We start from the raw sequence: 23,401 nt of genomic DNA, 5'->3' as shown, positions 1-23,401 counted from the left end.
GAATCTCTGTCATGGTCAGCCGTGCAGCCCGCATTCGGTCTTGGCGCGGCCCGCCCAGCGGCCGGCGCGTGCGTCCTCGCCCTGAAGGACCCGGCGGGTGCAGGGCGCGCAGCCGACGGAGGCGTAGCCGTCCATCAGCAGGGGGTTGGTCAGCACGCCGTGCTCGGCGACGTAGGCGTCCACGTCGTCCTGCGTCCAGCGGGCGATCGGCGAGATCTTGACCTTCCGCCGCTTCTCGTCCCAGCCGACGACCGGGGTGTTCGCGCGGGTGGGGGACTCGTCGCGGCGCAGGCCGGTCGCCCAGGCGTCGTAGCCCTTGAGGCCCTCTTCCAGCGGCTGGACCTTGCGCAGCTTGCAGCACAGGTCGGGGTCGCGGTCGTGCAGCTTCGGGCCGTACTCGGCGTCCTGCTCGGCGACCGTCTGGCGCGGGGTGAGCGTGATGACGTTGACGTCCATCACGGCGTCCACCGCGTCGCGGGTGCCGATGGTCTCCGGGAAGTGGTAGCCGGTGTCGAGGAACACCACGTCGACGCCGGGCATCGCGCGGGAGGCGAGGTGGGCGACCACCGCGTCCTCCATGGACGAGGTCACGCAGAAGCGCTTGCCGAAGGTGTCGGCCGCCCACTGGAGGATCTCCAGTGCGGAGGCGTCCTCCAGGTCGCGGCCGGCCTGCTCGGCGAGCGCCTTCAGCTCCTCGGCCGTCCGTTCCGTCTGAGTCGTGCTCATATCTCGTCCCCTCCGCTGTCGGCTCGCTGAAGGCTGCCCTTTTGCGGGGCGTTCGCCTCCGGAGCGCCAAAGTCGGTGTCGAGCGGCCGACCGTGCTCAGCCCCTCCTTCGTCGGGGCCTCCGCGCGCTCGGCCGCTCGATACCGACGCGCTCCTTCGGCTCACGCCCTGGGCGAGCAGCCCGAGGAACTTCAACTGGAAGGCTCGATTGCACGCCGCGCATTCCCACGCGCCGTGGCCCGCTTCGCTCGGACGCAGGTCCTCATCGCCGCAGTAGGGGCAGTAGAAGGGCGCGGCACGCTCGCTCACGACAACGCCTCCCCTTCTTTTGCGGCTCGGTTCGCCTCCGGGGCGCTGTGAGTCGGTGTCGAGAGGACGACCATGCTCAGCCCTTCGGGCCTCCGCGTGGTCGTCCTCTCGACACCGACGCGCCCCTGCGGCTCACTCGCCCGGCTCACGACAACGCCTCCTCGGAAGCGCGGGCGGCCCAGGTCGCGAACCGCTCGCCGTCCTCGCGCTCCGCCTGGTAGCGCGTGAGGACCCGCTCGATGTAGTCCGGCAGCTCCTCCGCGGTGACCTTCAGACCGCGGACCTTGCGGCCGAACCCGGCCTCGAGGCCGAGCGCGCCGCCCAGGTGCACCTGGTAGCCCTCGACCTGCTCGCCCTTGTCGTCGAGGACCAGCTGGCCCTTGAGACCGATGTCCGCCACCTGGATACGGGCACAGGCGTTCGGGCAGCCGTTGAGGTTGATGGTGATCGGCTCGTCGAAGTCCGGCAGGCGCCGCTCCAGTTCGTCGATGAGCGAGGAACCGCGCTGCTTGGTCTCGACGATGGCGAGCTTGCAGAACTCGATGCCGGTGCAGGCCATGGTGCCGCGCCGGAACGTGGACGGCTTGGCGGTGAGGTCGAGCGCCTCCAGGCCGTCGACCAGGGAGTCGACCTGCCCCTCCTCGACATCGAGGATGATCATCTTCTGCTCGACGGTGGTGCGGACGCGGCCCGACCCGTGGGCCTCCGCGAGGTCGGCGATCTTCGTGAGCGTGGTGCCGTCGACGCGGCCGACGCGCGGGGCGAAACCGACGTAGTAGCGGCCGTCCTTCTGGCGGTGGACGCCGACGTGGTCGCGCCACTGCTGGACGGGCTGCTCGGGAGCGGGGCCGTCGACCAGCTTCCGCTTGAGGTACTCGTCCTCCAGTACCTGGCGGAACTTCTCCGCGCCCCAGTCGGCGACGAGGAACTTCAGACGGGCCCGGTTGCGCAGGCGCCGGTAGCCGTAGTCACGGAAGATCGACAGGACGCCCTCGTAGACGTCCGGGACCTCCTCCAGCGGCACCCACGCGCCCAGTCGTACGCCCAGCTTGGGGTTGGTGGACAGACCGCCACCGACCCACACGTCGAAGCCCGGCCCGTGCTCGGGGTGCCGTACACCGACGAACGCCACGTCGTTGATCTCGTGGACCACGTCGAGGAGCGGCGAGCCCGAGATGGCGGTCTTGAACTTCCGGGGGAGGTTCGAGTACGCCTTGTTGTTCAGGACGCGGCGCTTCATCTCCTCCAGCGCCGGGGTGGCGTCGATGATCTCGTCCTCGGCGATGCCGGCGACCGGGGAGCCGATCATCACACGGGGAGTGTCACCGCAGGCGGTGACCGTGGACAGGCCGACGGCCTCCAGGCGGTTCCAGATCTCGGGCACGTCCTCGACCTGGATCCAGTGGTACTGGACGTTCTGCCGGTCGGTGATGTCGGCGGTGCCGCGCGCGAACTCCTGCGAGATCTCGCCGATGACGCGCAGCTGCCGGGTGGTGAGCGCCCCGCCGTCGATGCGGACCCGCATCATGAAGTACTTGTCGTCCAGCTCCTCCGGCTCCAGGATCGCGGTCTTGCCGCCGTCGATCCCGGGCTTGCGCTGGGTGTACAGGCCCCACCAGCGCATGCGGCCGCGCAGGTCGTTGGGGTCGATGGAGTCGAAGCCCGCCTTGGAGTAGATCGTCTCAATGCGTGTCCGCACATTGAGACCGTCGTCGTCCTTCTTGAACTGCTCGTTGCCGTTGAGCGGGGTGAAGTGACCTGCGGCCCACTGACCCTCGCCACGGTGACGGCTCACCTTGCGGCGGGGCGTGGCGGGATTCTGCGGGGTGGCGGCCATGGTGGATACGTCCTTCGGGACAGCGATCGGGCGGGGTCGGCGCGTAGCGCCCTCGGTGAGGGGTGGTGGTCGGGTGGCGGGAGGGCGGCTCTGACCTGCGCGCGCGGGCGCACGAGAATGATGTGCGCGTCCTTGCGCGAGGGTGGAAAAGGGGGAAACCGGACTGGCTGGAGGCTGTCAGCTCGCCGGACAGATGGCGCTGGACATGCGGCCGAGATCGACGTGCCGTCGACTCACCAAGGCAATTCCAGTTCCAGACATGACGGAAGCGTGTCATGGCGATCTGGACACAGTCCAGCTTCGTCCATCATGTGGACACCCTTGTCCCGTCATGTGGGACAAGGGTGTCCTCGGTCACATCGGCCGGACGCGTTTGCGTCCGCGCAGGTCAGAGCGCGTGCGCCCCTGGCCAAGGACCCGGCGCGGCAACTTCCGCCTGCTCCTCGACCGTGGTGTCGAACAGCCGGAACCCGCGGCGGCGGTAGTTCTCCATCGCGTGCTCCCCGTCCAGGCTGCACGTATGCAGCCACACCCGCTTCGTCGGTGTCCGCTGCGGCCAGCGGTCCGCGAGGTCCCAGGCGCGCGCGGTCCCGTACGACAGCAGGTGCCCGCCGATCCGCCGCCCCCGGAAGGCCGGCAGCAGCCCGAAGTAGACGATCTCCACGACCCCGTCGTCCTGCGGCTCCAGCTCGACGTATCCCGCGGGCGTGCCCCGGTCGTAGGCGACCCAGGTCTCCACGCCCGGTCGGTCCAGGTGCTCCTGCCAGCGCGCGTACGTCCAGCCGAGCCGGTCGATCCAGCGGATGTCCCCACCGACCGACGCGTACAGGAACCGGCTGAACTCCGGCGACGGCACCTCGGCGCGGACGATCCGGACATCGCCCTCGGGGGTCGCGGCGGGCAGCAGATCGCTCGGGGACGTCTGCTCCAGGGACCACGTGGTCACGGTCATGCTGCTCATGCGGTCAGGGAATCACGACCGCGAGCGGTACGACAAAGGGCCCCGGCACCCCGGCCGGTCGGTCGGCGCGCTAGTTCAGGGCGTCGTCGACCGCGTCCAGGGGCACCGCGTACAGCACCCTCCCGTCGGCCGGTCCCGATCCGTCGTCGCTCACCGCGCCCTCCGTGAGCGTCCACAACTCGCCCGTCTCCCGCCAGTAGGACAGGGACGCGGTGTGCCGGCCCCAGCAGGCGTGGGTCCCGTCGGCCGCACAGGTGGCCGTCTGCGCGCCGGAGGTGGTCTGTCGCCACAGCGTGCCGTGCCGGCCGCCGACCGAGGGCGCGCGGTCGACGTACCAGTCGGTCCGCGTCGCCCCGTCGCGCCGGTGCGACAGGACGCCCTGCACCCCGGCCGCCGCCGTCTCGTAGGCCTCCGTCGCCCTGACGTCGCCGTGGGCGTCCGTGGCGAGCAGGCCCGCGCGGCCGGGCGCGGTGCTGAACGCGTACCGCCACACCCGGGCCGCCCGCCCGCTGCCCCCGGGGCGCGGTGACTCGCTCGCCACCAGGCTGGCCGGGACGGTGGTGCGGTCGAGGGAGAGCGTGGTGAAGCAGGGCACCCCGTGGTCGTCGGCCGCCGAACAGGGGCCGCCGGTCAGCCGGTAGGAGCCGACCGTCGGCAGCACGTACTGGTAGCCGTCCGCCGCGTAGCCGCCGTCGACCCGTCCGATCACGGTGCTGTCGACGTTCGCTCGCAGGATCCGGTGCAGGTCGAACACCAGCAGCGAGTCGCGTGCGGTGACGAACAGTTTGTCCCGGTACCACACCATGCCGGACAGGCCGGTGCGGACGGCGGTGAAGTCCTGGCCCTCGGCGCGCGGGGCCACCAGCAGGACCCAGCGGTAGGCGAGGCGGTAGGGGTCGTCGGCGTCGACGAAGGCGACCCTGGCGAGGCCCTGCTCGGCTGCCTGGCCATCGGGGCGGTCCTGGTGCGTCCAGCCGGACAGGATGACCCGGTCCGGGCCCCACAGGCCGTCGGCCTCGGCGTCCCCCGAGGTGGTCACGGACCGCGGCACCCACTGGGGGGTCGTCGCGTCGCCCTGGTCCCAGCAGTACGCGCGCGTGGCGGTCGGCCGTACGGGCAGCGCGGCGGTCTCGGCGGCGTCGCACGCGGACATGTCGCGCATGGTGCGGTCGGCTGAGGAGAGCACGCCGTGGACGTCGACGGCGCCGCCCATCGCGCGGGTGAGCGTGTCGAGGGCGCGGTGGTCGGTGAGGTCCTCGTGGAGGCGGAGCTTCGCGGTCTCGGCCGCCGAGGTGACGCGGGTCAGGTTCCCGGGGTTGTCGCCGCCCGCGGCCTGCGAGGTGCTGATCAGCGTGGCGGCGGCGGTCAGCGCCAGCGCGGTGCCGGCCAGCGTCGCCCGCAGCGCACGCCCCCGGCGCCTGCGGCGGTGCCTGCCACGGTGCTTCATACAACCTCCCGGCGTAGGCCAACTGCTCCTCCTGGTCCGTACGTTGACGTCAGGAGCGGGTGGGGTGGCCTGTAAGGAAGGATGCTACGGCAGACGGATGGGGGACCGGCCGAAGACCCGGGAAAAGCAGGGTTATCCCCACGTTCGGGTGCGCCGAACTCTCACCACCCCAGGCGCCGTCGAGTGCGGCAGCAGGTCGTTCGGGTCGTCCGGGGTGAGCAGGTCCACCTCCGCCGACTCGCGGAAACGATACGGCCGGTGTTCCAGGAACGCCCCCAGGTACCGCCGTACCCGGGACATCTCGGCGCGGACCGTGACCGTGCGGGCCGGGTCGCCGAACAGGTCGGACGCCAGGGCCCCGGCTGTGCGGCCCTCGCGGTGCAGGGCCAGCAGGTACAGCAGTTCCGCGTGCCGGGGGCTGAGTTCATGGGTCCAGGAGCCCGTGTCCCCGAAGACCGTCACCGACCAGCGGCGCGGCTGTGAGACGTCCAGGACGATCCGCGTCACCTGTGCGGCGGGCGCGTCCGCGGCGCGGATCAGCCAGCCGCCCGGCAGCGGCTCCACGGTGCAGGGGCCCAGCGCCGGCAGCACGCAGCGGCCGGGCCCGAGCGACGCGGGCAGCGCCACCCGGCCGGTGTACGGCATCCCCGTCACCGCCGCCGTCCAGCCGTCCCTGTCCACGGCCACCGCCCGGCCGCCGAGCCGCGCGAGCAGCGGGGCCGCCACCGCGCGCAGCCTCTCGAGCGTGCTCAGATGCGTCTCCCGCAGCCTGGCCTCCGCGAGCCGGGCCACCGACTCCACCCACGCGAGCGTCGCCGGATGCATCGTCTCCAGCGGGCCGCTCACGTCCACCACCCCGATCAGCCGGCCGTCGCGCGGGTCCGTGATCGGGGCGCCGGTGCAGGTCCAGGTGGCGTGGGAGCGTACGAAGTGCTCGGATGCGAACACCTGTACGGGCCGCCGGGTCACCGCCGGGGTCCCCACGCCGTTGGTGCCGACGACCCCCTCGCCCCAGTCCGCGCCCGGCTCGAAGCCCAGCCCGTCCGCCTTGCGCAACACCGGCGCGCTGCCCTCGCGCCACAGGATCCGCCCGTCCGCGTCCGCGACGACCATGATGTGGTGCGCGACGTCCGCCACCGACAGCAGGCCCTCGCGCAGCACCGGAAGCACCTGCCGCAGCGGGGAGTCCTGGCGGCGGCGCTCGATCTCGTCACGGCCCAGCGGATCGGCACGGACGTCGTGGTCGGGGTCGACCCCGCGGCGCATCATCCGCCCCCAGGACGCCTCGATCACCGGACGCGGCGGGACCGGAGCGCGCTGCCCCGCGAGCGTCGCGCTGCGCACCTCGCTCAGCAGGCGCGCCGCCTGCCCGACGTCCAGGGCGGCGAGCCGCGGGACCTCTCTGGCCGAGTACGCCACTGGAAACCTCCCCCAAGGCCGTCCGTCCCCGTCGGCGGATTCCGGCCGGAGGCGTCCCCGGCCCGCGTCGACGGTGGTTCTCATACTGCCGTCTACGGCCGGCGGAGGGGGGAAGTCCGGCCAGAGCGGGCGCGGGGGAGTGCGGCCGCAGCGGGCGCGGGTTGCAACCCTTTGCAACCCTGGCGAAGGGCCAAGCTGTGGTTGAAACTTGTGCAACGCCGCTCAGACGGCGTCCGCGCTCCTTGAACGGGGCCGGCAGGCGGGGGTGGTGCCGAGTCGGCGCAGCACCACCCCCGCCGCCATCGATCCCTACGGCAGCAGCACCTCAGGCGACCGGCCGCGCCCGCTCCACCACCGTGGCCAGATCCAGGGTGTGCGGCAGAGTGCCGAACGCCGCGCCCCAGTCGCCGCCCAGGCGCGAGGCACAGAAGGCGTCCGCGACCTCCGGGGGCGCGTATTGCACAAGGAGCGCCCCTTGGAGCACCAGTGCGATCCGCTCCACCAGGCGGCGCGCCCGGGCCTCGATGCCCTCCAGGTCGGCGAGCTCGGTGAGCAGGTTCTTGATCGCGCCGTCCAGACGGTGGTCCGCACCGCGCGCCCGGCCTACTTCCTGGAGGAAGGCCTCCAGGGCGTGCGGCTCTCGCTGGAGCGCGCGCAGCACGTCGAGCGCCTGCACGTTCCCCGCGCCCTCCCAGATGGAGTTGAGCGGCGACTCGCGCAGCAGCCGGGGCATGCCGGACTCCTCGACGTAGCCGTTGCCGCCGAGGCACTCGGCGGCCTCCGTCACCACCGGAGTGCACCGCTTGGTCACCCAGTACTTGGCGGCCGGCACCGCGAGCCTGAGCAACGCCCGCTCCCGCTCGCTCCCGTCGTCGTACGCCGCCGCCAGCCGCAGCCCCAGCACCGTCGCCGCCTCCGACTCCAGGGCCAGATCCGCCAGCACGTTGCGCATCAGCGGCTTGCCCAGGAGCCGCCCGCCGAACGCCTCCCGATAGGTGCAGTGGTGGATCGCCTGCACCACCGCCTGCCGCATCAGCGAAGCCGAGCCGAGGACGCAGTCGAGCCGGGTCGCCGCCACCATCTCGATGATGGTGCGCACCCCGCGCCCCTCCTCACCGACCCGGCGCGCCCAGGTGCCGTCGAACTCGACCTCGCTGGAGGCGTTGGACCGGTTGCCGAGCTTGTCCTTCAGCCGCTGGATCATGAACACGTTCCGGGTGCCGTCCTCGAGCACCCGCGGCACCAGGAAGCAGGTCAGCCCCCCCGGGGCCTGCGCCAGCACCAGGAACCCGTCCGACATGGGCGCCGAGCAGAACCACTTGTGGCCCCTCAGCTCGTACGTGCCGTCCTCGGCGAGCGGCCGGGCCGTCGTCGTGTTGGCGCGTACGTCGCTGCCGCCCTGCTTCTCCGTCATGCCCATCCCGAAGATCACGCCGGCCTTCTCGGCAGCCGGGCGCAGCCCCCGGTCGTAGACCAGGGAGGTCAGCCGGGGCTCCCACTCGGCGGCGAGGACGGGATCCGTGCGCAGCGCGGGCACGGCGGCGTGCGTCATCGACAGCGGGCATCCGTGGCCCGCCTCCACCTGGCTCCAGATCACGAACGACGCCGCCCGGCGCACATGTCCGCCCGGCCGGGTCCAGGCCGCGGTCAGCCCCGCGGCGACGCCCTTGCCGAGGAGCCGGTGCCAGGACGGGTGGAACTCCACCTCGTCGATGCGGTTGCCGTAGCGGTCGTGCGTGCGCAGTTTGGGCGGATTCTCGTTGGCCTGTGCCCCCCACTCCTGCACCTGCGCGGAGCCCGCGCTGAGCCCGAGCCCCGACAGCTCGGCGCGCACCTCGTCCAGGAGCGCGGGGTCGAGATGCCGCTCGACGGCCTCCACGAGGGCACGGTCAGCGGCGAAGACGTCATATCCGACCAGCGGCGGAGCCTGATTGGTCACGGTGTGCGTGCTGGCTGCCATGGCCTTGAAACTACCCCTCGGTACGCGATCGGTCACCCGTATCGCCGAGAGGATGCGCCACACCGGGGGCCGCCCCACTGCGGGGTGAGCAGCGGCCCGGGCGGCGGATACCGTTAAGGCGTGCAGCCAGCAGCAAGTGAAACCTCCGAGCGGCCGCCCGGCCGTCTCCACCGGGCGCGTGCCCTCTACCGGAACGTCTCCAAGCGCAGGACCGCCTGGCTGCTGCTGAAGGACATCGTCAACTCGTGCATGGAGTACCGCGTCCTGGGGCTGGCCGCCGAGGCGGCCTTCTTCACCCTGCTCTCCGTGCCGCCGCTGCTGTTGTGCCTGGTCGGACTGCTCGGCTACGTCGACCACTGGACCGGGACCGACACCATCCAGAGCCTGCAGAACAACATCCTGGAAGCGTCCCGCACGGTGCTGTCCGACCGGGGCGTCAAGGAGATCGCCCAGCCGATCCTGCACGACGTGCTCAAGGCCGGCCGGCCCGACGTCGTCTCCATCGGCTTCCTCTTCGCCCTGTGGTCCGGCTCCCGCGCGGTGAACGTCTTCATCGACACGATCACGGTGATGTACGGGCTCGACGGCACCCGTGGCATCGTGAAGACCCGGCTGCTGGCGTTCGTGCTGTTCATCGTGGCGCTGCTGATCGGCTCGGTGGCGCTGCCGCTGATGGTGGCGGGTCCGGACGCGGTGGTGAACGTCGTGCCCTGGTCGACGACCGTGGTGCAGGTCCTGTACTGGCCGGTGGTCATCGTCCTGTCGATCGTGTTCCTGACCACGCTCTACCACGTGTCCGTCCCCGTGCGCTCACCCTGGGTGGAAGACGTGCCGGGAGCCCTGGTCGCCCTCGCGATGTGGGTGCTGGGCAGCTTCCTGCTGCGCATCTACCTGACGCACACGGTCGAGGGCCCCACGATCTACGGTTCGCTGGCCGCCCCCGTGGCCGTGCTGCTGTGGATCGGCGTGTCCGCCTTCGCCGTCCTGGTGGGCGCCGCCGTCAACGCCGCGATCGACCGCGTGTGGCCCGCCGCGGCGACGGCGGCGGCCCGCGAGGCGAACGAGCGGCTGCGCGCGGAGCAGGCCGCCGAGTACGTGGCCCGCGCCGCCGCGACCCGCGCACCCGACCCCGACGACCCGGACATGCCCTCGGAGTTCCCGGAACGCTGGTCCCGCTTCCTGCCCCCGGAGGACGTCACCTCCCGCCTGCGCACGCAGGTGCGCAGCAGCCAGATCCACCAGCAGAAGAGGGAGGGACCGGCGGACTGAGCGCAGGCATAGCCTGAGGGGCGTGGCTGTCGAACGAGGCTTCGCGACCGCCGGGTACGCCGAGCGGGCGTCCCGGCTCCCGGGCGCCGTCGTGTGGACCAACCTGCCCTCCGCCGCCGGATGGCCGGTGCTGCCCGACGGCTGCATGGACCTGCTGTGGACCGAGGGCAGGCTCCTGGTCGCCGGCCCGGACACGCGCGCGTACCGCCCCGAGGGCCCGCCCGTCCGCTGGGCCGGCGTCCGTTTCCACCCCGGCACCGCACCCGCCCACCTGGGCGTCCCCGCCCATGAACTGCGTGACCGGCGTGTCGAGCTGGCCGACCTGTGGCCCGCGGCCGAGGTGCGCCGGCTGACCGGCCGCGTGGACGCCGCCGCCGACCCCGCCACGGCGCTCGAGGAGATCGCCCTGGAGCGCGCCGTCCGCTCCTCGGACCCCGACCCGCTGCTCGGCGCGCTGGTCGCGGCACTCGGCTCGGGCCGTCCGGTCGCCGCCACCGCCGACGCACTCGGCCTGAGCGCACGCCAGTTGCACCGCCGCTCGCTCGCCGCGTTCGGCTACGGGCCGAAGACCCTGGCCCGCGTGCTGCGGCTGCAGCGCGCCCTGGCGCTGGCCCGCTCGGGGGTGCCGTTCGCCGAGACCGCGGCCCGCGCGGGCTTCGCCGACCAGGCGCATCTGGCCAGGGACGTGCGGGAGCTGGCGGGGATGCCGCTCAGGGACCTACTCGCGCGGCGGTAGGTCCGCGAACAGGTCCACCCCGTTGCCGTCGGGGTCGTGCACGACCGCGTACCGCATCCCCCACACCGCGTCCCACGGCTTGAGCTCGCCGTGGTGTCCGGCACCCACCAGGTCCTCGTAGAGGCCGTCCACCTCGGCGGGGGAGTCGCACCGGAAGGCGAGCGAGACGCGTCCGCCGCCGACGGGCGGACGCCACCCGGGGTGGAAGGAGCGCACGGTCTCCTCGGGGTCCAGCGCGAACCGCAGCCCACCGGGCAGTTCCGCCTCGACGTGCGGCAGCTCCTCGGCACCCTCGGGGAAGACGAGCCCCAGGCGACGGTAGAAGGCGAGGGAGGCGGCCAGGTCGGAGACGACGAGGCCGACCACATCGAATCGTGGAGTCATGCGGCCACGCTAGGCGGGCGAACGGGGGCGGGTCTTGAAGGAATCGGACAGGTCCCGGGGGCCGAAAGTTTCGGTGCCCGTCTGCTGTGGGGACGGCCCCGCCACACGCCTAGGCTCGGTGCCATGCCTTTCCGCGTCCTCGTGTACTCCCGCACCACCGCCTACCGCCACGACTCCATCCCCGATGCCGTCGCCGCCGTACGCGACCTCGGGGCCGCGCACGGGTTCGAGGTCGACGCCACCGAGGACCCGGGGGTCTTCGAGTCGCCCCTCGGCGCGTACGGCGCGGTCGTCTTCCTCTCCACCAGCGGTGAGGTGCTGACCCCGGCGGGGCGGGAACAGCTGACGGCGTACCTGCGGGACGGCGGCGGTTTCGTCGGCGTGCACGCGGCCGCGTGCACCGAGTACGACTGGCCGTACTACGGCGAACTCCTGGGCGCCTGGTTCGACCGGCACCCCGCGTACCAGCCGGGCAAGGCCGTCGTCGAGGACCGCGGTCATCCGGCGACGCGGCACCTGCCCGCCGTCTGGGAGTTCACGGACGAGTGGTACGACTTCCGTACCAATCCGCGTGATTCGGTCCGGGTGCTGGTCTCCGCCGACGAGTCGTCCTACGAGGGCGGCGGGATGGGCGCCGACCATCCGCTCGCCTGGTGCCGCGAGCAGGGCGCGGGCCGGGTCTTCTACACGGCGCTCGGACACGCCTCGGAGGCTTACCAGGACCCCGACTTCCGCGCCCACCTCCTGGGCGGCATCCGCTGGGCGGCCGGGTGGGAGGCGTAGGCCGCCGGGCGTGCCCGCGCGGACTCGCGCCCCAGTGTCAGTGCCCCGCTCTAGGGTGGCGCCGAGTCGAGAGGTCCGACGCCGGGAGGGGCTGCTGTGGGCGCGAGCGAGTGGGACTACGTCACTCCCTACGAGGGCACGGTCGAGAAGTCGCTGGAGGCCCTGCAAGTGTGAAGGGCGACGTGCCGTCGCAAGTCAGCGGGGCGGTGGCGCCGTGCTGGCCCGCTCCACCAGGCGGGTCGACAGTTCGGTGCGGGTGCCCTCCGGTCGGGCGCCGGCCATCATGCGCACCAGCAGCCGGAGCGCCGTCGCGGCCATCTCCCCGAGCGGCTGCCGAACGGTCGTCAGCGGGGGTGTCGCCCAGCGCGCCTCCGGCAGGTCGTCGAAGCCGACGACGCTGACGTCGTCCGGCACCCGCAGCCCCCGCTCCGCGAGCGCCGCGCACACCCCGAGCGCCATCCGGTCCGAGCAGGCGAAGACGGCCGTGGGCGGCTCGGGCAGGTCCAGCAGTTGCAGGGTGCGCCGGTGGGCGGTCGCCTCGTCGAAGTTGCCGTGGCGCACGTACTCGGGCCGGTGGGCGATGCCAGCCGCGGACAGCGCCGAGCGGTACCCGGCGACCCGTGCGCCGCTGCACAGCTTGCGCCGGTAGCCGCCGATGACCGCGATCCGTTCGTGCCCGAGGTTCAGCAGGTGCTCGGTGGCGGCCACCCCGCCCTGCCAGTTGGCGGCGCCCACCGACACCACGCCCGGCGGCGGCTCCAGCACCGGGTCGATGAGGACGTACGGAATGCGGTGCTGGTCCAGCCAGGCGTACTGGGACGGGGTCAGCTCGGCCAGGTTGAACAGGACGCCGGCGGAGCCGCGCGCCGACAGCTTGTCGAGCCAGCCGCGCTCCGGGCGCCCGTCCCGGGCGCGGTTCAGGCCCGTGGAGACCACCACCTCCAGGCCCGCGTCGTGTGCGGCCTCCGTCACGCCGTGCAGGATCGCCCCCGACCAGGAGCTCTCCAGCGAGTGCACCACCAGGTCGACGAGGGCGGGCGGCTTGTTGGCCTCGAAGCGGGGTCTTCTGACGTAACCGAGCCGGTCCAGGGCCTCGGTGACGCGGCGGCGGGTCTCGGGTGCCACGTCCTCGCGGCCGTTGACCACCTTGGACGCCGTCGGCACGGAGACACCGGCCTCGCGTGCGACGACCGCGAGGGTCGGTCCGGCCGCGCCTGCGGTACGCACCATCGGCCCACCTCTCCGGCCCCGTCCCGGGGGCCCTGGAACTCCGTTGACGGCAACCACTCATGGCAAGCGCTTTCTACATTAAGGCCGTGGTGAGTTGCCGTGGAAGACACCGGATGCGCGGCGTCGCGAACGGGGGAAGTCATCTGATGTGGGCAGCCCCCGCGGTGAGAAGAGGCCGGATGGACCCTGTGGACGACGTGACCTTGAACCCGGCGCACCCTGCGGACCCCGTGGTCCGCACCCCCTACGGGGCCGTGCGCGGCCGTTACGAGCACGGGGTCGCCGTCTTCCGCGGCATCCCGTACGCCGCCCCGCCCTTCGGACCCCACCGCTTCCGCCCGCCGGTGCCGCCCGAGCCGTGGGACGGGGTGCGCGACGCGGGCGCGTTCGGGCCGACGCCGCCGAAACCGCCGTACTCGGAGGCTTTCGCCCGCTATCTGTCCGACCCGGTGGTCGCCGGGGACGACTGCCTGAACCTCAACGTGTGGACGCCGGACCCGGCTGCCGGGGCGCGGCTGCCGGTGATGGTGTGGATCCACGGCGGCGCCCTGACCCGTGGATCGTCGGCCGTGCCCGTGTACGACGGCAGCGCCTTCGCCCGTGACGGCGTGGTCCTCGTCACCTTCAACTACCGCCTGGGAGTGGAGGGTTACGGCCTCTTCCCGGATGCTCCGCCCAACCCCGGGCTGCGCGACCAGCTCGCCGCGCTGGAGTGGGTGCACGAGGCCGTCGCGGAGTTCGGCGGCGACCCGGACCGGGTGACCGTCTTCGGCGAGTCGGCGGGCGCGATCAGCATCGGCGCGCTGCTGGCGAGCCCCCGAGCCCGGGGGCTGTTCGGGCGGGCCGTGCTGCAGAGCGGGCCGCCGGAGGCCACCGAACGGGAGAAGGTACGGCGCCTGGTGCGGCGCATGGCCGCGAGGCTGAAGGTGCCGGCGACGGCGGCGGCGTTCGCCTCGGTGGACCGTACGGTGCTGGCCGAGGCGCAGGCGGAGGTGGGCCGCCGGGCGAGCCCGATCCTCGGCGGCCCCGCCTTCGGGATCGTCGTGGACGGCGACCTGGTACCGCGCGACCCGCTGGAGGCGCTGCTGGACGGCGCCGCCCGCGAGGTACCCCTGCTGATGGGCTGGACCAGCGAGGAGTACCGCCTCTGGCTGGCCCCCACGGGCCTGACCGAACGGATCGACCGCCTGGGCCCGGTCGCCGTGGCCGGCGCGATGGCCCGCTGCCACTGCGGCCCCGAGGTCCCGCGCGGCTATCGCACCGCCCACCCCGACGCGCCCGTCTCCGACCTGGTGGGCCAGATGGTGACGGACCACCTGCTCCGCCACCCCCTGCACCGCCTGGCCGACGCCCGCGCCGGCCACGTGCCCACATATGTCTACGAGTTCGCCTGGCGCTCCAACCTTCCCGGCCTGGGCGCCTGCCACGCCCTGGAGCTGGGCTTCGTCTTCGACAGCGCGGAGGTCCCGGAGTCGGCGAAACTGGCGGGGCCGAATGCCCCGCGCGCACTGGCCCGCGAGATGCACGGGGCATGGGTGCGTTTCGCGACGGACGGCGACCCGGGCTGGCCGGAGTGGGATCCCAGGCACCCGGTACGGATCTTCGGCGGGGACGGGGAGCCGGTCGTGTACGGCCCCCGCGACCCGCAGATGACGCTGTGGGATGCGGCCCGCACCCGACCGGAGCCGACCGTCGCACAGGGAAACGGGGCGGTGCGGCGGGGCGCGGTGCCGCAATCGGTGGTACGGCGACTGCGGCGTCCGGGCGGGGCGGGGCGGCAGTGACGGTTCAACGGGCTCGATGGATGGACCGAGGTGTCGGTCACCTCGGTCAGCGAGGCCACAGACGGGTGTCTTGTTCACGCGGGGCTGTTCCCGCGATTCTGTTCACGCGGGTTCCCGCGATTCTGTTCACGCGAGTCTGTTCACGCGGGTTCACGCCTTGGCCCCCAACGCCCCCGCGATCCCCCCGATCGCCTCCGGCCCCACCCGGCAGCAACCCCCGATCAGCCGCGCCCCGGCCTCGCGCCAACCGGTCACCTCCGACGTCGTGAACGTCGAGCGGCCGTCCCAGGCGCGGGCCCCGGCGTCCCAGGACTCACCGCTGTTGGGGTAGACCACCACCGGCTTGCCGGTGACCCGTGCCGCCGTCGCGACCGCGCCGTCCACGTCGTCGGGCGCGCAGCAGTTCACGCCCACCGCGATCACCTCGTCCGCCTCGGCGGCAAGGGCGAACGCCTCCTGAAGGGGCTGGCCCGCGCGCGTGCGGTCGCCGGAGACGGTGTACGACAGCCAGGCGGGGACGCCCAGGCCGCGCACCGCCCGCAGGAGTGCGGTGGCCTCGTCCGTGTCCGGGATCGTCTCCAGCGCCAGGACGTCCGGGCCGGCCGCCGCCAGCACCTCGAGGCGCGGGCGGTGGAAGGCCTCCAGTTCGGCGACCGTGAGGCCGTAGCGGCCCCGGTACTCGGAGCCGTCCGCGAGCATCGCCCCGTACGGGCCCACGGACGCCGCCACCCACAGCGGACGCGTGACGCCCTTCTCCCGTGCCTGTGCTGCCGCCTCGCGGGCCAGTTCGACGCTGAGGGAGAGGAGTGCGGCCGCTCGGTCGCGGTCGATGCCGCGCTTCGCGAAGCCCTCGAACGTCGCCTGGTAGCTGGACGTGATCGCCACGTCCGCGCCCGCCTCGTAGTACGCGAGGTGCGCCTCCGTGATCGCCTGCGGCTGCTCCGCCAGCAGCCGCGCCGACCACAGCTCGTCGCTCAGGTCGTGCCCGGCCGACTCGAGCTGGTTCGACATGCCGCCGTCCAGGACGAGGGTTCCGGCGGCCAGCGCCTCGGCGAGGGCGGGAGTGGTGTTGCTGGTCATGACATGACGCTAGTCGAAGGGCGGGCGGACGCCCGGGGCCGTCCAGCACGTGGGCATCCCGGGCGTCCGTCCCGCACCCGTCAGGCCACGCGGATGCCCACGATGCAGGTGTCGTCGTCCGTGTCCGACTTGCTGTAGGTGAGCAGGCGGTCCAGCTGCTGGTCCAGCGTGGGCGACACCGTGCGCGCGGCCGTCAGCAGCTGTGCCAGCGACTCCTCCACGGAACGGTCACGGCGTTCGATCAGCCCGTCCGTGTACATCAGCAGGGTGTCGTCGACGGCCAGCTGGACCTCGTGCTCCTCGTACGTCGCCTCGGGCACGGCGCCCAGCAGCAACCCCTTGACCAGGGGCAGCGGCGCTGCCTCGGCGCCACGCACCAGCACCGGCGGGAGATGGCCCGCCCTGGCCCACCGCAGGGTGTGGCGAGCCGGGTCGTACAGGGCGCAGACCGCCGTGGCGGTGACCGCGCCGGTCAGATGGTGGGCCACCATGTTGAGCCAGGACAGCAACTGGCCGGGGCCGGCGCCCGTCACGGCGAGTCCCCGCAGCGCGTTGCGCAGCACGACCATGCTGGTGGCCGCCTCTATGCCGTGTCCGGCGACGTCGCCCACGCACAGCAGCACCAGCTCGGACGGCAGCACGACCGCGTCGTACCAGTCGCCGCCGACCAGCTGTTCCGTCTCCGCGGGCCGGTAGCGTACGGCCACCTGCAGGCCGGGAGCCTCCAGCGGCGCCTGCGCCGGGGGCATGATGGCGTGCTGGAGCTGGAGGGTGAGCCGGTTGCGTTCGCTCGCCTGCTGCTCGGTGTGGGCGAGCTGGTCACGGGTGGCGGCGAGCGCGACCTCCGTCCAGTGGTGGGCGGAGATGTCCTGGTAGGCGCCGCGGACGACGGACAGCCTGCCGTCGGAGTCGAGCACCGGCTCGGCCACCACGCGGATGTGGCGCGTCACCCCGTCGGGGCGCTGCAGACGGAAGGCCGTGGACGCCGGACGCCGGTGGTGGAGCAGGGTGCGCAGGAACCTGCGGATGGCGACGGCGTCGTCGGGATGGGCGTGCGCGGTCAGGTCCTCCAGCGACACGGGGGCGCTGGAGGTGGGTTTGCCGTAGAGGCTGTACAGCTGCCCGTTCCAGGTGATCTCGCCGGTGAGCAGGTTCTCCTCGAAGCCGCCGATCCGGCCGAGGCGCTGGGCGTGCTGGAGCAGGCTCGCCAGGCGTGCCGTCTCGTCCTCGATACGCCAGATCAGCAGCACGTTGCCGGCGTGCCGGGTGATGTTGATGTCGGCGACCGCGGCCAGGGGGACGTCGTCGACCAGGGCGGTGAGCCTCATGCGGTGGGCGCGGAACGGCTCCCCGGTGGCGTAGACGCGCTCGATCCGTTCGAACAGCTCACTCTCGCCGGCGGCCAGCGGGTACGCCTCCAGCAGCAGGGCACCGCTCACGACGCCGCGCGGCCGGCCGGCGGGGTCGAGGAAACGGCTGTTCACATGCTGGATGCGGAAGTCGACGAGCTCCCCGCTGCCGTCCAGGTGCGGCACGAGCACGAGGGCGGGGTCGTGGAGCCCGTCGGCCAGGTCCATCAGCTCGGCGACGTGCGGCAGGACCCCGGGCCTCGGGACGCCGTCCGGATGCTGGAGGGCGTAGGTCTCCAGAGTGTGGGCGCACAGCTCGGCCAGGGCCTCCACCTGACGGACGATCTGCGGTGGCTGCGGCCCCAGCGGCGCGGGCCAGACGATCTCCAGTACGCCGTGGATCCGCCCGCCGGTGCCGGCCGGAACGGCGACCCTGCCGCCGTCCGGGTACAGGTGCTGACCGATGGAGGGCAGGCCCGTCTCGGACAGGGAGCCCATCCACTGCCCCGCGCGCTCGGCCAGACCGCGGCGCGCCACGGTCGCCACGCCCGGGGGGACATAGCGCCAGCGGCCCGCCTCCACGGACGAGAACCCCGCACTGCCGGCCAGGCTGAGGGAACCGTCGGAGCCCACGGCCCAGATGGCCACGGCCACCGCGCCGAGCGGCGTCAGGGCGTGCTCCAGCAGGGAGTCGGCGACGGCCTGGGTGTCGTGGGCGGCCAGCGCACCGGCCTCGGCGGCCCGCAGCCGTACGACGGAGGACCGGTTCCCCGGCGAACCGCCCGCCCCGGCGGAGGCCGCCGAGCCCGCGGAGTCCGCCGTGGCCGCGAGGAACGCGGCGGCCACCTCGGAGAGCCGGTCTCGCGACGCCTGGTTGATGACCTCGACGGCGAACTCCAGCGGGGTCGCTCCCGCCTGCTTGGCCAGCTCGGCGAGTTGCCTCGCGGCCTGCGCCGGCCCGCACCCGAGCCGCTCCACCAGGATGCCCTTGGCCAGTTCGACCAGGGCACGCCCGTCCGCCTCGGCCTGCGCCGCCCGCACCTCGCGCCGCAGCCGCTCCACGGTCGCCGCGAGCCTGCCGACGGGGGTCGTCTGCCCGCGCCCGTCCTCGTCGGCGGCCTCGGCCTCACCCGGGTGACCGCCGACCGGAACGCGGCCGGCCAGGGCCTCGGCCATGGCCCCGGTACCAGCCGCCGTCGGACCGAGCGGCTCGGCGGCTACAGCGGTCCGGCCGAGCGGCTCGGCAGCGGCCGGGCTCTCGTCCCGCGGCTCGGCGGCGGCCGGGTTCGCGTCCGGCGGCTCGGTGGTGGCCTGTTCACCGGCCGGAGCGCGTACGCCCCCCGGCTCGGGCGGTTGCTGGGGATTGCTCACGGTTGGCCTGTTCCTCGGCTGGGACGGCGCCGGTCGGCGCCCGGTCGGCTGGTGCGCACGGCGGGTGCGTCCCTTCCTCAGGCGGGCAGCCAGCGTCGGACGCGGGCGATGAGGTCGTTGGTGTCGACGGGTTTGGTCACGTAGTCGTTCGCGCCGGAGGCGAGGCTCTTCTCCTGGTCGCCCGGCATCGCCTTCGCGGTGACGGCGATGATCGGCAGGTCCGCGTACTGCGGCATGGTGCGGATCTCGGCGGTGGCGGCGTACCCGTCCATCTCCGGCATCATCACGTCCATCAGGACCAGCGCGACGTCCGGGTGGGCGAGCAGCATCTCGATGCCCTTGCGGCCGTTGTCCGCGTGCAGGACCTGGAAACCGTGGAGTTCGAGGATGCCGCTGAGCGCGAAGAGGTTGCGCGCGTCGTCGTCGACCACGAGCACCTTGCGACCGAGGAAGGTGTCGTCCACGGGCTGCGCGGCCGCGTACTGGGGTTCCTCGGCGCGGACCAGCGACAGGACGTCTCCGGGTTCCTCGGCGGACAGGTGCAGCGTGATGCGTTCGCGCAGTTCGTCCAGGCTGGACAGGAAGTCCAGCGGCCGGCCCGCCGCACGGGACCGGAAGGACTGCTCCTGGGCCAGGTCCACGCGGTGCCCCGTGTGGACGAGCACCGGCACACTGGCCAGCGCGGAGTCGCCCTGCATGGCGTCCAGGAAGCGCGCGCCCTCGTCGTCCGGCATGCCGAGTTCGAGGACGACACAGTGGCAGGGCTCCGCGGCCAGCGCGCTCGCCGCCTCCTGCGCCCCTGCGGCGGTGATGATGTCGATCGCCCCGCGCGGATCGCCGCCGTCCTGCGCGATGTCCGCGACCGCGCTCTCCGCGACGAGGGTGAGCAGACCGCGCGGGCGTTCCTCGACGACCAGCAGGCGACGTCTGCGCTGCCCGGGCGCCTGCTTCGGGCCGGCGGCCGCGACCGGCGCCGACACCACCTCGGAGGGAACCGTCTCCTGCGGTTGCTCCGACCGTCGGCCGCCGCCGTTCGCGAGTTCCTCGAAGTCGGCGCGTGCGACGGGCAGATAGAGCGTGAACGTGCTGCCCTGACCGGGTGTGCTGTCGACCGTGACGGCACCGCCGAGCAGATGGGCGATCTCCCGTGTGATCGACAGGCCGAGGCCGGTGCCGCCGTACTTGCGGCTCGTCGTCCCGTCCGCCTGCTGGAACGCCCCGAAGATCGTCTCCAGTTGCCGCTGCGGGATGCCGATGCCGGTGTCCTTCACCCGGAAGGCCACGACGGGACCACCGCGGTGGACGCCCGCGGGCACCTCCCGGTCGGCGGCGGGTTCGATGCGCAGCTCGACGCTTCCCTGCTCGGTGAACTTGACCGCGTTCGACAGCAGGTTGCGCAGAATCTGACGCAGCCGGGAGTCGTCGGTGAGCAGGTCGGCGGGTGTCCCCGGGGCGGTGGTCACCGTGAAGTCCAGGCTCTTCTGCGTCGTCATCGGCCGGAACGTCGCCTCGACGTACTCCAGCAGCTTCCGCAGCGGGACGCGCTCGGGGGTGACGTCCATCTTGCCGGCCTCGACCTTCGACAGATCGAGGATGTCGTTGATCAGCTGGAGCAGGTCCGAGCCCGCCGAGTGGATGATGCCCGCGTACTCGACCTGCTTGGGGGTGAGGTTGCGCGAGGGGTTCTGTGCCAGCAGCTGGGCGAGGATCAGCAGGCTGTTCAGCGGCGTGCGCAGCTCGTGGCTCATGTTCGCCAGGAACTCCGACTTGTACTTGGAGGCGAGCGCCAGCTCCTGGGCGCGGGTCTCCAGCTCCTGCCGTGCCTGCTCGATCTGGAGGTTCTTGGCCTCGATGTCGCGGTTCCGTTCGGCCAGCAGGGACGCCTTCTCCTCCAGCTCGGCGTTGGAGCGCTGCAGTTCCTCCTGCTGGACCTGCAACTCCTCCGAGCGCGCCTGCAGTTCGGCGGTCAGTCGCTGGGACTCCTCGAGGAGTTCGTCGGTGCGGGCGTTGGCCACGATGGTGTTGAGGTTGACGCCGATGGTCGGCATCAGCTGTGCCAGGAAGTCCTGGTGGATCTGGGTGAACCTGGTCACGGAGGCCAGCTCGATGACGCCGAGGACCTGGTCCTCGACCACGATGGGCAGCACCGTCAGGGCGCTCGGCACCGTCCGCCCGAGCCCCGAGGAGATGGTCACATAGCCCGGCGGCAGCTCCTCCACGCCGATGGGGCGCCGGTTGCGCGCGGCCTGTCCGACCAGCGAGCGGCCGAAGGGGATGCGGACGGGCCGCTCCTCGTCGTCGGGGTAGCCGTACGAGCCCACCAGCCGCAGTTCCGGGCCGCGCTCGGTGTCCTCCGCGAGGTAGAAGGCGCCGTACTGGGCCCCGACCAGCGGCGTCAGCTCGTCCATGATCAGCTCGGCGACGACGGGCAGTTCCCGGTGACCCTGCATCAGGCCGGAGATCCGGGCCAGGTTGGTCTTCAGCCAGTCCTGCTCCTGGTTGGCCCGCGTGGTCTCGCGCAGGGACTCGACCATGGAGTTGATGTTGTCCTTGAGCTCGGCGACCTCGCCCGACGCCTCCACGGTGATGGAGCGGGTCAGGTCGCCCTCGGCGACGGCGCTTGCGACCTCGGCGATCGCGCGGACCTGCCGGGTCAGGTTCCCGGCCAGTTCGTTGACGTTCTCCGTCAGCCGCTTCCAGGTGCCCTCGACGCCCTCCACCTCGGCCTGGCCGCCGAGCCGGCCCTCGCTGCCGACCTCGCGGGCGACGCGGGTGACCTCGGCGGCGAACGACGACAGCTGGTCGACCATCGTGTTGATGGTGGTCTTGAGCTCCAGGATCTCGCCCCGGGCGTCGACGTCGATCTTCTTCGACAGGTCGCCGCCCGCCACCGCCGTCGTCACCAGGGCGATGTTGCGCACCTGGCCGGTGAGGTTGTTGGCCATCGAGTTGACGTTGTCCGTGAGGTCCTTCCACGTGCCCGCCACGTTCGGCACGTTCGCCTGACCCCCGAGGCGTCCCTCCGTGCCGACCTCGCGGGCGACGCGGGTGACCTCGTCGGCGAACGCGGACAACGTGTCGACCATCGTGTTGATGACGTCCGCCAGGGCCGCGACCTCGCCCTTGGCCTCGACCGTGATCTTCTGCGACAGGTCGCCGCGTGCCACGGCCGTGGCGACCTGGGCGATCGAGCGGACCTGGCCGGTCAGGTTGGACGCCATCACGTTGACGTTGTCCGTCAGGTCCTTCCAGGTCCCCGACGCACCCCGGACGATGGCCTGGCCGCCGAGGTTCCCCTCGGTGCCGACCTCGCGGGCGACGCGGGTGACCTCGTCGGCGAAGGCGGAGAGCTGGTCGACCATCGTGTTGATGGTGTTCTTCAGTTCGAGGATCTCGCCGCGGGCGTCGACGGTGATCTTCTGGGAGAGGTCGCCCTGCGCGACCGCGGTGGCCACCTGGGCGACGTTGCGGACCTGAGAGGTGAGGTTGCCCGCCATGAAGTTGACGGAGTCGGTCAGGTCGCGCCAGGTGCCCTTGACGCCCTTGACGTCCGCCTGGCCGCCCAGCCTGCCCTCGGTGCCCACTTCGCGGGCGACGCGGGTGACCTCGTCGGCGAAGGCGGAGAGCTGGTCGACCATCGTGTTGATGGTGTTCTTCAGTTCGAGGATCTCGCCGCGGGCGTCGACGGTGATCTTCTGGGAGAGGTCGCCCTGGGCGACCGCGGTCGTCACCTGGGCGATGTTGCGGACCTGAGAGGTGAGGTTGCCCGCCATGAAGTTGACGGAGTCGGTCAGGTCGCGCCACACACCGCCGACACCGGGCACCTGAGCCTGGCCACCCAGCCTGCCCTCGCTGCCGACCTCGCGGGCGACGCGGGTGACCTCGTCGGCGAAGGCGGAGAGCTGGTCGACCATCGTGTTGACGGTCTCCTTCAGCTGCAGGATCTCGCCGCGCGCCGGCACGTCGATCTTCTGTGACAGATCGCCCTTGGCCACCGCGGTCGCCACCTGGGCGATGTCACGGACCTGCGTGGTGAGGTTGCCCGCCATGGCGTTGACCGAGTCGGTCAGATCGGCCCAGGTGCCCGAGACCCCCGGCACCTCCGCCTGACCGCCGAGCGTGCCCTCGGTGCCCACCTCGCGCGCAACGCGCGTCACTTCCGAGGTGAACACGGACAACTGGTCCACCATGCCGTTGAAGACGGTGGCGATGTCGCCGAGCAGACCCTCCCCGTCGGACGGCAGCCGTGTGCCGAAGTCGCCGTCCCGTACGGCGGTCAGCCCAGCCAGGAGCTGCCGCAGCTCCCGCTCACCCGGGCCCCGATCCACAACCTCGGTCGTCTTGCTGGTCATGCGCACCTCGTTCCGCTCCCCAAGAGTCCTCACCCCGAGGACTCGGAACCGCGCCGGGCCCCGCCCCATCGCCGCATTTCCGCAGTTCACGGATCTGTGCGATGAGAAAATCCGTCGCAGGTTAACTCACTTGGCCTGCGGCGAACAAAGCGTCGCGGAAACATCTCAGCTCGCCGAAAAAAGGCCCGCGAGGAAGGCATGCGCAAGCCACTCCGGGGTACTCAGCGGAGTTTTCGCACCGGTGACCGACAGGGTGACCGACGATCTCGCATGTCCAGTATGTGAACAGATCGCCCACCATGTGGAATGCCGGGCTACGATCCAGCCCCTCCCGGGCCCTCCGTGCGCGAAGTGGCCCGGGCGGCACGCTCAGGAGGCAGCGCCCGGGTCGCCTGACCCTCCGCC

The 23,401-nt window shown here is 72.3% G+C and carries 17 protein-coding genes; 4 read left to right on the top strand and 13 right to left on the bottom strand.

The features are described 5' to 3' along the window. Positions 1–15 precede the first annotated feature (15 nt). The 8 genes from SY2F82_RS08155 to SY2F82_RS08125 form a co-directional block, all read right to left on the bottom strand. On the bottom strand, positions 16–726 hold the full coding sequence (locus tag SY2F82_RS08155; protein ID WP_200418279.1) for a phosphoadenylyl-sulfate reductase: 711 nt from the start codon (positions 724–726) through the stop codon (positions 16–18). Beyond that, a complete protein-coding gene (locus SY2F82_RS08150; RefSeq protein WP_200418659.1) occupies positions 723–1,034 on the bottom strand; it encodes a hypothetical protein in 312 nt (103 codons plus the stop codon). The genes SY2F82_RS08155 and SY2F82_RS08150 overlap by 4 nt, the downstream gene beginning before the upstream one ends. A 145-nt stretch (positions 1,035–1,179) precedes the next feature. Then, on the bottom strand, positions 1,180–2,871 hold the full coding sequence (locus tag SY2F82_RS08145; RefSeq protein ID WP_200418278.1) for a nitrite/sulfite reductase: 1,692 nt from the start codon (positions 2,869–2,871) through the stop codon (positions 1,180–1,182). Positions 2,872–3,048: 177 nt separating this feature from the next. Next, positions 3,049–3,132: a putative leader peptide gene (locus SY2F82_RS39830; protein WP_309486338.1), complete on the bottom strand. Its 84-nt coding sequence runs from the start codon at positions 3,130–3,132 to the stop codon at positions 3,049–3,051. Positions 3,133–3,259: 127 nt separating this feature from the next. Further along, a complete protein-coding gene (locus tag SY2F82_RS08140; RefSeq protein ID WP_200418277.1) occupies positions 3,260–3,832 on the bottom strand; it encodes a GNAT family N-acetyltransferase in 573 nt (190 codons plus the stop codon). Between the two features lie 70 nt (positions 3,833–3,902). After that, a complete protein-coding gene (locus tag SY2F82_RS08135) occupies positions 3,903–5,279 on the bottom strand; it encodes a hypothetical protein (RefSeq protein ID WP_200418276.1) in 1,377 nt (458 codons plus the stop codon). Between the two features lie 132 nt (positions 5,280–5,411). Further along, positions 5,412–6,698, bottom strand: a complete 1,287-nt coding sequence (locus SY2F82_RS08130; RefSeq protein WP_236041272.1) for a GAF domain-containing protein — start codon at positions 6,696–6,698, stop codon at positions 5,412–5,414. 325 nt (positions 6,699–7,023) lie between these two features. Beyond that, positions 7,024–8,658 carry an acyl-CoA dehydrogenase family protein gene (locus SY2F82_RS08125; RefSeq protein ID WP_200418274.1) on the bottom strand — a complete coding sequence of 545 codons (1,635 nt, stop codon included), beginning with the start codon at positions 8,656–8,658 and terminating at the stop codon, positions 7,024–7,026. A gap of 120 nt (positions 8,659–8,778) precedes the next feature. Between SY2F82_RS08125 and SY2F82_RS08120 the strand changes: the two genes are divergently transcribed. Continuing rightward, complete coding sequence (locus SY2F82_RS08120; RefSeq protein WP_200418273.1) at positions 8,779–9,927, top strand: YihY/virulence factor BrkB family protein; 1,149 nt, start codon at positions 8,779–8,781, stop codon at positions 9,925–9,927. Positions 9,928–9,949: 22 nt separating this feature from the next. Beyond that, the gene (locus SY2F82_RS08115; protein WP_200418272.1) at positions 9,950–10,663 is read left to right on the top strand and encodes a helix-turn-helix transcriptional regulator; all 714 of its coding nucleotides are present in this window, start codon (positions 9,950–9,952) and stop codon (positions 10,661–10,663) included. Here the strand turns inward: SY2F82_RS08115 and SY2F82_RS08110 are convergent. Beyond that, positions 10,646–11,047, bottom strand: a complete 402-nt coding sequence (locus SY2F82_RS08110; protein ID WP_200418271.1) for a VOC family protein — start codon at positions 11,045–11,047, stop codon at positions 10,646–10,648. The two genes, SY2F82_RS08115 and SY2F82_RS08110, sit on opposite strands and share 18 nt — an antisense overlap. A 123-nt stretch (positions 11,048–11,170) precedes the next feature. Here SY2F82_RS08110 and SY2F82_RS08105 point away from each other — a divergent pair, with 123 nt between their 5' ends. Continuing rightward, positions 11,171–11,830, top strand: a complete 660-nt coding sequence (locus SY2F82_RS08105) for a ThuA domain-containing protein (RefSeq protein WP_200418270.1) — start codon at positions 11,171–11,173, stop codon at positions 11,828–11,830. Positions 11,831–12,025: 195 nt separating this feature from the next. On the opposite strand, the gene SY2F82_RS08100 is transcribed toward SY2F82_RS08105, so the two are convergent. Continuing rightward, the gene (locus SY2F82_RS08100) at positions 12,026–13,060 is read right to left on the bottom strand and encodes a LacI family DNA-binding transcriptional regulator (protein WP_200418269.1); all 1,035 of its coding nucleotides are present in this window, start codon (positions 13,058–13,060) and stop codon (positions 12,026–12,028) included. Positions 13,061–13,239: 179 nt separating this feature from the next. On the opposite strand from SY2F82_RS08100, the gene SY2F82_RS08095 reads away from it, so the two are divergent. Next, positions 13,240–14,844: a carboxylesterase/lipase family protein gene (locus tag SY2F82_RS08095; protein ID WP_200418268.1), complete on the top strand. Its 1,605-nt coding sequence runs from the start codon at positions 13,240–13,242 to the stop codon at positions 14,842–14,844. Positions 14,845–14,994: 150 nt separating this feature from the next. Here SY2F82_RS08095 and mmuM read toward each other — a convergent pair whose 3' ends face one another. The 3 genes from mmuM to SY2F82_RS08080 form a co-directional block, all read right to left on the bottom strand. Beyond that, positions 14,995–15,924, bottom strand: a complete 930-nt coding sequence (mmuM, locus tag SY2F82_RS08090; RefSeq protein ID WP_200418267.1) for a homocysteine S-methyltransferase — start codon at positions 15,922–15,924, stop codon at positions 14,995–14,997. Between the two features lie 80 nt (positions 15,925–16,004). Then, complete coding sequence (locus tag SY2F82_RS08085) at positions 16,005–18,449, bottom strand: SpoIIE family protein phosphatase (RefSeq protein WP_200418633.1); 2,445 nt, start codon at positions 18,447–18,449, stop codon at positions 16,005–16,007. Positions 18,450–18,721: 272 nt separating this feature from the next. Next, positions 18,722–22,996 carry a HAMP domain-containing protein gene (locus SY2F82_RS08080; protein WP_200418266.1) on the bottom strand — a complete coding sequence of 1,425 codons (4,275 nt, stop codon included), beginning with the start codon at positions 22,994–22,996 and terminating at the stop codon, positions 18,722–18,724. Between the last annotated feature and the right edge of the window lie 405 nt (positions 22,997–23,401).

Origin of the sequence: Streptomyces sp. Y2F8-2, assembly GCF_014905555.1 — a bacterium.
Lineage (GTDB): Bacteria > Actinomycetota > Actinomycetes > Streptomycetales > Streptomycetaceae > Streptomyces > Streptomyces cynarae.
This window is presented reverse-complemented; position numbering and strand designations above follow the sequence as displayed.